Here is a 9,467-nt window from a genome sequence, read left to right on the forward strand (position 1 = left end):
GTGCGAGTCATCGTCGTCGGAGGTGGCGTGCTGGGCACCATGCATGCCTGGCAGGCCATCGAGCGCGGGCACGAGGTCGTGCACATCGAGCGCGAGCGTGAGGCGCGCGGTGCTTCGGTGCGCAACTTCGGCCTGGTGTGGATCGGCGGCCGGGCCGGCGGCGACGAACTGGACACCGCCCTGCGGGCCCGCGAGCTGTGGGAGCGGATCGGCGCCGACGTGCCCGGCACCGGCTTTCGGCCCAACGGCTCGCTGACCGTGTGTCGAGGCGCCGAGGAGGTCGCGGTGGCCGAAGCGGCCCTCGCCCGCCCCGACGCCGCCGAGCGCGGCCTGAAGCTGCTCACCCCGAACGAGGCCCGAGAGCACAACCCGGCGCTGCGCGGCACCTTCGACGCGGCGCTGTGGTGCGAGCGGGACGGCGCGGTCGAGTCCCGGGTCGCGCTGCCCGCGCTGCGCGCGCACCTCGCGGCCGGCGGCCGCTACACCTGGCTGCCCGGCCGCGAGGTGCGCGACCTGTTGCCGAGCGGCACCGGCGTGCGCGACGACCACGGACACACCCACGAGGGCGACCTGGTGCTGCTGTGCACCGGCGCCTGGCTGACCGGCCTGGTCCGCGAGCTGGCCCCGGAACTGCCGGTGCGCCGGGTGCGCCTGCAGATGATGCAGACCGACCCGCTCGACGAGCGGCTGACCACCTCGGTCGCCGACGGCGACAGCTTCCGCTACTACCCCGCCTACGCCGGCACCGCGCTGGACGCGCTGAAGAGCGCCCACCCGCAGGCACCGGTGCCCGCCGAGCACCGCATGCAGCTGCTGATGGTCCAGCGCCTGGACGGCGGCCTGACCATCGGCGACACCCACGAATACGACGAGCCGTTCACGTTCGATGTGGACTCCGCGCCCTACGAGCACCTGGTCGAGGTCGCCGAGGGGCTGCTCGGCCGCCCGCTGCCCGCCGTGCGCCGCCGCTGGGCCGGGGTGTACGCGCAGACCACCGACACGACCCGCGTCGTACACCGCGAGCAGGTCGCCCCGGCGACCTGGCTGGTGACCGGCCCCGGCGGACGCGGGATGACCTGTTCACCCGCCATCGCCGAACGCACCGCGCACCTCGCCGGCCTCTAGTGCCGCGCCGTCGCGCCACCCCGAACCCGCCACCCTTCGCCGAAAGCCCACCGGAGCACCACTGATGACGCACTGTCAACTCGCCGTCCTGGACATGGCCGGCACCACCGTCGCCGACGACGGTCTCGTCGTCGAGGCGTTCACCCGGGCGATCGGCGCGGTCGGCGTCGAGGTCGGCTCCGCCGACTTCGAGCGCAAGCTCGACTACGTCGAGGCCACCATGGGCGAGAGCAAGATCACCGTTTTCCGCGCCCTGCTCGACGGCGACGAGGAGCGCGCCCGAGCCGCCAACCTCGCCTTCGAGGCCGCCTACGCCGACCTGGTCGCCCGGGGCCGCTGCGCGCCGATCGACGGCGCCGAGGACGCCATCCGCGCACTGCGCGCGGCCGGCGTCGCCGTCGCCCTGACCACCGGCTTCGGCCGACCCACCCAGGACGCGATCCTGGCCGCGCTCGGCTGGTCCGACCTCGCCGATCTGACCCTGTGCCCGGCCGACGCCGGACGCGGCCGGCCGTACCCGGACATGGTGCTCACCGCGGTGCTGCGTCTGGGCGTCGAGGACCTGCGCGCGGTCGCCGTGGTCGGCGACACCGCGTACGACGTGCTCACCGGGCTGCGCTCCGGCGCCTCGATCGCCGCCGGTGTGCTCACCGGCGCCCACGACCGCGCCGCGCTCGAAGCGGCCGGCGCCACCCACGTGCTCGGCTCCATCCGCGACCTCCCCGCCCTGCTCCAGGGCTGATTCGTCTTTTCGAAAGGGCGATTTCCCATGCGACGCATCCTCGGCCTCACCGCCGCCGCCACCGTGGTGGTCCTCACCGCGACCGCCTGCGGCGGGACCGGCGGGAGCGGCTCGGACGACACCGGTCCCGCCGCGAAGGCCGCCCCCGGCGGTGCCCCGGCCAAGGGCTCGGGCAGCGTGACCGTCTACTCCGTGGACGGGCTCGCCGACTGGTACACCAAGCGCTTCGCGGACTTCGAGAAGAAGACCGGGATCAAGGTCAACCTGGTGGAGTCCGGCTCCGGCGAGGTGGTCACGCGCATGGAGAAGGAGAAGGGCAACCCGCAGGCCGACGTGGCGATCACGCTGCCGCCGTTCATCCAGCGCGCGGCCCAGGCGAGCCTGCTCACCGCGTACACGCCGGCCGGCGCCGACAAGGTGCCCGCGACCTCGAAGGACGCGCAGGGCCGCTATGTGGCCGTGGTCGACAACTACGCGTCCTGGATCTACAACCCCGATCAGGCCAAGCCTGCGCCGACCAAGTTCCGAGAGCTGACCGACGGCCGGTTCAAGTCCAAGCTCCAGTACTCCACGCCCGGCCAGGCCGGTGACGGCACCGCCGTGCTGATCCAGCTCCAGCACCTGTACGGCAAGCAGGGCGCGCTCGACTACCTCAAGCGGCTCGAATCGAACAACGTCGGCCCGTCCTCCTCCACCGGCAAGCTCCAGCCCAAGGTCGGCAAGGGCGAACTCAGCGTGGCCAACGGCGACCTGCAGATGAACCTGGCGTCGATCCACAACGACAAGTCCAACTTCAAGGTCTGGTTCCCGGCCGACGACGCGGGCAAGGCCTCGACGTTCGCGCTGCCGTACTTCATGGGCCTGTCCTCGGGCGCCCCGCACGCCGACAACGGCCGCAAGCTGATGGACTACCTGCTCTCCCCGGAGGCGCAGACCTCGGTCTCCGCCGACGCGCTCGGCCTGCCCGTCCGCGAGGACGTCAAGCCGACCGACGCGAACGCCGCCGAGATCGCCAAGGCCCTGGAGGGCGTGGAGATCTGGACGCCGGAATGGGACACGGTCCTCAAGGAGTTGGACGCCGACCTGGCCGACTACAACAAGGCCGTCGGTCGCTGACCCGACCGGTCCGGACACCCCGAGAGAACCGCGGACAGGGAGGGAACCCGCATGACCGCACCAGCCATCGAGCGCACCGAGGCGACCACCGTGCACGCAGCGCCGACCGCAGCGGCGATCGGCATCCAGGATCTGACGGTCCGGTACGGATCCGTCGTGGCCCTGGAGGGGCTGAGCCTGGAGGTCGCCCGAGGCGAGACGGTCGCGCTGCTCGGACCGTCCGGCTCGGGCAAGTCCACGGCACTCAAGGCGGTCGCGGGTTTCCTCCGGCCCGCCTCCGGACGGATCACCCTGGCCGGGCGCGACGTGACGTACGAGCCGCCGAACAAGCGCGGAATCGGCGTCGTCGTGCAGAACTACGCGCTGTTCCCGCACATGCGGGTCGCGGACAACGTCGCGTTCGGCCTCAAGGCCCGCCGGGTGCCGCGTGCCGAGGTGGCCCGCCGGGTCACCGAGGCGCTGGACATGGTGGGCATGGCGAGCTACGCCCGGCGCTACCCCCGCGAGTTGTCCGGCGGTCAGCAGCAACGGGTGGCGATCGCCCGCGCGTTGGCAATCCGTCCGCCCGTACTGCTGCTCGACGAACCGCTGTCCGCGCTGGACGCGACGCTGCGCGCCGACCTGCTCGGCGAGTTGCAGCGGTTGCGGGCCGACCTGCCGGACGTGGCGATCATGTACGTCACGCACGACCAGACCGAGGCGCTCGCGCTCGCCGATCGGATCGCGGTGATGCGGGATGCGCGCCTGGTGGACCTGGACGCCACGGATCGGCTGTATCGGCGTCCGCCCAGCGAGTTCACCGCATCCTTCCTGGGCGCGGCCAACCTGCTCGGCGCGCGGGTGCTCGCCGCGTGCACGGCCGGGGACGACGCGGTCGAGGTCGCGGTGGGCGGACTGACCGTCGCCGCCGATCCCACCCGGGCGTTCGCCGAGGGCGAGCGGGCGATGCTGGTGGCCCGCCCGCACACCCTGGGGGCGACCGCGGTCGACCACCCGGACACGCTGCCCGCGACGCTCACCGCGATCCAGTGGCGCGGCGCCGACTACCGGCTGACCTGCGTGCTCGACGAAGCGACGGGCCCGGCGGGGAAGCCGGGTGAGCGGGAGCGGCCGGAGCAGTCGGAGCAGTCGGGGCGGTCGGGCCGGGAGATCCGGATCGATGTCGCCGACCTGGCCCGGGTGCCGGCGCTCGGCGAGCGGCTCGGCGTGGCGTTGCCCGCCGAGCCGTGCGTCCTGGTTCCGGCGGGAGCGGCCGGATGACCGCGACCCTGACCGAATCGCCGCCCGCGGCCGAACCGACCGCGGCCCCGACGCCCGTGAGCAAGGCCCGCGGCGGCGCGTCCCGGGCGTTGTGGGTGCTCCCGCCGCTCGTGCTCGCCGCCGGATTCTTCCTCTATCCGCTCGCACTCGTGGTCAAGCAGTCCTTCGTCGACAAGAACGAACACGTCGGCCTGGACGTCTGGCGCGACGTGCTGAACTCGCCCTCGTTCGGCGACGCGCTGTGGAACACGGTGAAGATCGCCGTGTTGTCCACCCTCGGTTGCCTGGTCGTCGGCTTCTTCCTGGCCCTGGTGTTGTCCTTCGTCCCGTTCCCCGGTGCCCGGGCGGTCGGGCGGATCGTGGACACCGTGCTCGCCTTCCCGTCCTTCCTGATCGCGCTGGCCTTCACCTTCCTGTACGGCACGGCGGGCGTGGTCAACGCGGCGGCGGACAAGCTCGGCCTGGGCGAACCACTCGTCGGCTTCCTGTACTCGCCGTGGTGCGTGGTGCTGGCCGAGATCACCTTCTACACCCCGTTCGTGATGCGCCCGCTGCTCGCCGCCTTCGCACTGGTGCCCCGGGACCGGCTGGACGTCGCGGCCTCGCTCGGCGCGGGACCACTGCGGGTGATCCGCCAGGTGCTGCTGCCCGAGGCGTGGCCCGCACTCGCGGCCGGCGGCAGCCTGACCCTGCTGCTCACGCTCAACGAGTTCGGGATCGTGCTGTTCATCGGCGCCAAGGACGTCACCACGCTGCCGATGCTCGTTCACGCCAAGGGCGCGGTCACCTTCGACTACCCGGGCGCGTGTGTGGTCGCGGTGGTCGAGGTCGCGCTGTCGCTCACGCTCTACGCGGTCTACCGATTCGTCTTCTCCCGGACAGGAGCCGGCCGTGCTGGTCTGGTCGCGTAGCGGACGTGCCCTCGTCTGGGCGCTCTTCGCACTCGTCTTCGCCCCCCTCGTGCTCGCCCCGCTGGCGATCCTGGGCATCGCCGCCTTCGCCGGCGACTGGAACAGCGTGCTGCCGGCGTCCTGGACGAGCGAGAACATCCGCGAGGCCACGGCGGGCACCAACCACGACAGCCTCGTGGTCAGCATCGAGACAGCGCTGGGCGCATCGCTGATCGCGATCGTGGTCGGTACGTGGGCGGCGATCGCCGCCCGGACCGCGCCGCGCTTCATTCGCCGGCTCACCGACGCGGTCTTCCACCTGCCGGTCGCGGTGCCCTCGGTGGTGGTCGGTCTGGGCATGCTGGTGGCCTTCAGCGACGGCCCGATCCTGCTCAACGGGACCAAGTGGATCGTCATCGCGGCACACGCGGTGCTGGTGGTGACATTCGCGTACTCCACGGTGTCGGCCGGCCTCGACCGAACCGACGCGGCCTTCGCGGACGTGGCCGCGTCGCTCGGTGCGAGCGCCGCCCGGGTGCTGCTGCGGGTACGGCTGCCGATGCTGCTCCCGTCGATCACCGCGGCGGCGAGCCTGGCGATCGCGCTGTCGATGGGCGAAGTCGGCGCGACGATCATGGTCTACCCGGCCGAGTGGCGGACGCTGCCGGTCTCGGTCTTCACCCTGACCGACCGGGGCAAGGTGCTGCTCGGCTCCGCGGTCACGGTGGTGCTGTTGGTCGCGACGCTGATCGTGCTCCTGGTCGTCGGCCTGCTCAAGGGCCGGGTGGAGGAGCGCAAGCGGCGGCGGTAGCGGTTCGCCGGATAGCGCCGGCGCTGCGCCGGTCGGCTCAGTTGCGGCCGAAGGTGCGCGCGGGCGGAGCCGGCGACGCGACCGCCGTGGCGTCGTGCACCACGGCCGCCCCACCGGGGAAGTCGGCCAACGCGGCGCCGTGCTCGACCCGTCCCGGGAACGGGTCGGCGGCCGTACGCCGGGCCAGCTCTCCAATCGGCAACTCGCCGTGCGAGGCGACCAGGACGACATTGCCGAACCGCCGCCCGCGCAACACCGCGGGGTCGGCGATCAGCAGCAGATTCGGGAACACCGAGCGCACCGTCGCCACCTGCGAGCGGACGAAATCGAGCCGACCGCCGTCGGCCAGATTCACCGCGTACACCCCGCCGGGGGCCAGTGTCCTGGCCACCTCGCCGACGAACTCGGCCGACGTCAGATGCGCGGGCACCCGCGAATCGGCGAACACGTCGACCACGGCGAGATCGAACGCGGCGTCCGGCGCCTTGCCCACCACCTCGCGGGCATCGCCGGTGCGTACCCGGATCTGCCAGTTCTTCTCCCACGGCAGTTCCCGGCGGACGAACTCCACCAACCCCGCGTCCAACTCGGCCACCTGCTGCCGCGACCGGGGCCGAGTGGCCGCCACGTAGCGGGCCAGGGTGAGCCCGCCGCCGCCGAGGTGGAAGGCCCGCAGCGGCTTGCCGGCGTCCGCGATCAGGTCGACCACATGGCCGAGCCGACGCACGTACTCGAACTCCAACCACGTCGGGTCGCCCAGATCCACGTGCGACTGCGGCGACCCGTGCAGGCGCAGCGTCCACGCCCCGGCCCGGTCCGGATCGGGCTCCAACTCGACGCTGCCGGAGCCCACGTCGGCCCGGATCGGCTCGGGGGCGCGACCGCGTCGACGCTGCTTGTCTGCCATCCGACCAGTATCGAGCCGGTCGGCGCCCGACGCGGACCGACTCGATCCCGGCTCGGACCGAGACGGTCTCGGGGCCCGGATCGGGACGGTCCGTGCGCTGCGGCGAGCGATCAGCGGCCGGTTCGGACGAAGCGCTCCAGCCTGTCGTCCGCGCCACCGCGCAGGGTGCGGTCACCGGTCACCGCGGAGACCGTGATGTTCCCCTTGTTCAGCTCGGTCCAGTCGGCATGCCGCTTGGTCTCCGGGCGACAGAACGTGCCGGGCACCGCACAGTCGCCCTGACCGATGGCGAAGGTGTCGCCGTCGGGCGAGGCCGAATACCGGATCGCGACCACGGTCTCGGTACCGATCTCGGTCCACACCGGCCGGCCGGGCTGCTTCCCCGGCACCGTGTTCGGGTGGTTGATGCTGATCACGTATTCGTCCGACAGCGCCTTGCGGTCCTTGAGCTGTGCCACATACGAGGGCAGGAAGTCGGCGAACGCCCGGTAGGTGGCCGGGGTCACCTTGAACGAGGCCATGTCGAAGCCGCCGCTGAGCGCGATGGCCGGCTTGCCGTTGTCGATCGCGGCGATGGCGGCGCCCAGGGTGCCCGAGTCGTTGGTGACCGAGGCGACGTTGGGCCCGGAGTTGATCCCGGTGAGCACCAGGTCGGGGCCGTTCTGCCAGCCGACCTTGGCGGCGAGCCCGCCGCGCAGGGCGAGCCGCACGGTGTCCACGGGGGTGGCACTCGGCGTGGTCGGGCCGCACGGGGCGTCGCCCTTGCACACCCCGAAGACGGCTCCCTTGCTCGGGGCCTGGGCACAGTTGCCCTCGAAGCCAGCGGGCAGCGCGGTGCGCCTGGACACGGTGAGTGCGCCGCCGCCGGTGGCCGCGGTCCCGAACCCGCTCATGAACTGCCACGGCGCCATCACCACGACGTCGGCCCCGGCGGCACACAGCGCCCGGCGCACCTCGTAGATGCCCCGGCCGTCGGCACCGTCGGGCTTGGCGTTCTGCATCGAGTCGTCGTTGCTCAACAGGATTCGCATCCCGGCTACGGACGGGCGGTGGTCGCCGTGGCCGGGAGCCGCGTCGGCACTTCCGGTCAGGGCCAAGAGCAGGGCGCCGGCACCGAGGGTGGCGGGCAGGGCGGCGAAGCGCTTCCGCTGAAGCTTCATGATTCCTCGACTCGACTTCGTACCGAATACGGAGGAATCGACGATCAAGCGTTCACGACTCGAACACTCGCGGCCGATTCCGGTGCGAGTGAACGTAGAAGCTGAACCTAGTGAGTGAAAGGTTTGAGACCTAAGCGTTACCAATGAGTCGGAGCCGGGGACTCTCCGTGGGCGGCAGGGCACGCCACGAGCAGCTCTCGGCGGCGAAGAAGCACTGGGACCGGCCGACGACGTCGCCGGCGTCGACGGGCTCGTACGCCCCGGGTCCGTCCACCGGATCGAAGTCCAGATAGAAGAGATCGCCGTACGTCTCATCGGTGAAACACGACAGCACCGGGTCGAAATAGAGCATTCCGGAGAATCCCTTGCCGTGTTCGACCCGGTAGTCGCGAAGTCCCGTGAGCGTGAACTCGACGGGAATCCACGGCCAGCCGTGCTCCCGGTCCCGAGCGTCGACCAGGACGCGAGCCGTGGCCCCACCCGGGCTGAACGGGTCGTCGATCCGTACGCGGGTGACACACCCGTTCCCGAAATCGAACAAGCCCAGGAGATCGCCCAGGCTGTCCGGGGTGAGCAGGGACATGGGGCCCTCCGGTCGGCGGCGGTGCAGTTCGGTACTCCACCCCAATCATTACGACTGGTGCGCCGCCACCGTACGGAACTATCGGGCCGATTGCGCTCGCGCCCGGACGCGCCCTCAGACCCGGCTGACCAGCCGGGAGATCAGCGCACCGGCGGCCAGGTAGACCACCGCGGCCAGCCCCTGGTTCACCGCGACCCGCGCCTTGACGTTGTCGGGGGTGAAGAGGTCCCGCGACCAGCGGGTCAGCCAGTCCGCCCAGTCGGCGATGGTCTCCACCGCGCCGTTGGAGGGATTGGCCTCGAAAACGAACAGAATGATGTGCAGGACGATGATCACTGCGATCGCGGCGGCCACGACACTGACGACCGTTGCGATCGGGTTCACTCGCCGTGCAGTTGAGGTAACCATGCCCGGAGTCTGCTCGGGTTCGAACACCCGAAACGGAGCCCGCGTGTGCCGGTTTGCAGTCGGCCCCGGGCCCCCGGTAAGGTCCTCCAAGTTGCCCGACAGGGAGACCTGAGACAGACGCGTGCCTAGGCGCACACGCTGGCTGGTCCCGGGGTGGCCAATCCGATCACATGAAGCCGGGTGTGCTGCGCATGCGCATCACACGCGTCGTTCCGTGTCCGGGTGCCCCCGCAGATTCACCGGAACGCGAATTGCTGCCGATTAGACGGTGGGAAATGCGATCCGCTAATGTTCGGGGCGTCGCAGAAAGCAGCGGGAAGAACAAATTTCCGAAGCCGAAGCGGTGAGCGAAGCGGGTCGAAAGACCTGGTAAGCTCGAAGAGCCGGAAGCCAAGGAAACGAAAGTTTCGAAGGCGGAAAGCAGCGGACGAAAAGCGGGTCGCAAGATCTGCTAGAGTCCGGGAG

Annotated in this window: 10 protein-coding genes; 6 read left to right on the plus strand and 4 right to left on the minus strand. The window is 71.1% G+C overall.

All coding sequences use genetic code 11. The annotated features are described in order from the left end of the window. From ACFZBU_RS33155 to ACFZBU_RS33180, 6 genes are all read left to right on the plus strand, one after another. Positions 1-1,125, plus strand: coding sequence for a TIGR03364 family FAD-dependent oxidoreductase (locus ACFZBU_RS33155; protein ID WP_391587388.1), 1,125 nt, complete (start codon positions 1-3; stop codon positions 1,123-1,125). Positions 1,126-1,189: 64 nt separating this feature from the next. Next, on the plus strand, positions 1,190-1,867 hold the full coding sequence (locus tag ACFZBU_RS33160; protein WP_391587389.1) for a phosphonatase-like hydrolase: 678 nt from the start codon (positions 1,190-1,192) through the stop codon (positions 1,865-1,867). Between the two features lie 27 nt (positions 1,868-1,894). Then, positions 1,895-2,983 (plus strand): 2-aminoethylphosphonate ABC transporter substrate-binding protein, encoded by a 1,089-nt coding sequence (locus ACFZBU_RS33165; protein WP_391587390.1) that lies wholly within the window; start codon positions 1,895-1,897, stop codon positions 2,981-2,983. 51 nt (positions 2,984-3,034) lie between these two features. After that, positions 3,035-4,243: an ABC transporter ATP-binding protein gene (locus tag ACFZBU_RS33170; RefSeq protein ID WP_391587391.1), complete on the plus strand. Its 1,209-nt coding sequence runs from the start codon at positions 3,035-3,037 to the stop codon at positions 4,241-4,243. After that, positions 4,240-5,154 (plus strand): 2-aminoethylphosphonate ABC transporter permease subunit, encoded by a 915-nt coding sequence (locus ACFZBU_RS33175; protein ID WP_391587392.1) that lies wholly within the window; start codon positions 4,240-4,242, stop codon positions 5,152-5,154. The genes ACFZBU_RS33170 and ACFZBU_RS33175 overlap by 4 nt, the downstream gene beginning before the upstream one ends. Then, complete coding sequence (locus ACFZBU_RS33180) at positions 5,135-5,944, plus strand: ABC transporter permease (protein WP_391587393.1); 810 nt, start codon at positions 5,135-5,137, stop codon at positions 5,942-5,944. Before ACFZBU_RS33175 ends, ACFZBU_RS33180 begins: the two co-directional genes overlap by 20 nt. Before the next feature lie 37 nt (positions 5,945-5,981). Here ACFZBU_RS33180 and ACFZBU_RS33185 read toward each other — a convergent pair whose 3' ends face one another. The 4 genes from ACFZBU_RS33185 to ACFZBU_RS33200 form a co-directional block, all read right to left on the minus strand. Then, positions 5,982-6,851, minus strand: a complete 870-nt coding sequence (locus ACFZBU_RS33185; protein WP_391587394.1) for a spermidine synthase — start codon at positions 6,849-6,851, stop codon at positions 5,982-5,984. A 110-nt stretch (positions 6,852-6,961) separates the two neighbouring features. Further along, positions 6,962-8,011, minus strand: coding sequence for a 5'/3'-nucleotidase SurE (locus tag ACFZBU_RS33190; RefSeq protein ID WP_391587395.1), 1,050 nt, complete (start codon positions 8,009-8,011; stop codon positions 6,962-6,964). A gap of 130 nt (positions 8,012-8,141) precedes the next feature. After that, positions 8,142-8,594 (minus strand): hypothetical protein, encoded by a 453-nt coding sequence (locus ACFZBU_RS33195; protein ID WP_391587396.1) that lies wholly within the window; start codon positions 8,592-8,594, stop codon positions 8,142-8,144. A gap of 114 nt (positions 8,595-8,708) precedes the next feature. After that, positions 8,709-9,002, minus strand: coding sequence for a hypothetical protein (locus tag ACFZBU_RS33200; protein WP_391587397.1), 294 nt, complete (start codon positions 9,000-9,002; stop codon positions 8,709-8,711). Positions 9,003-9,467 lie beyond the last annotated feature (465 nt).

It is taken from the genome of Embleya sp. NPDC008237, assembly GCF_042956465.1.
GTDB lineage: Bacteria > Actinomycetota > Actinomycetes > Streptomycetales > Streptomycetaceae > Embleya.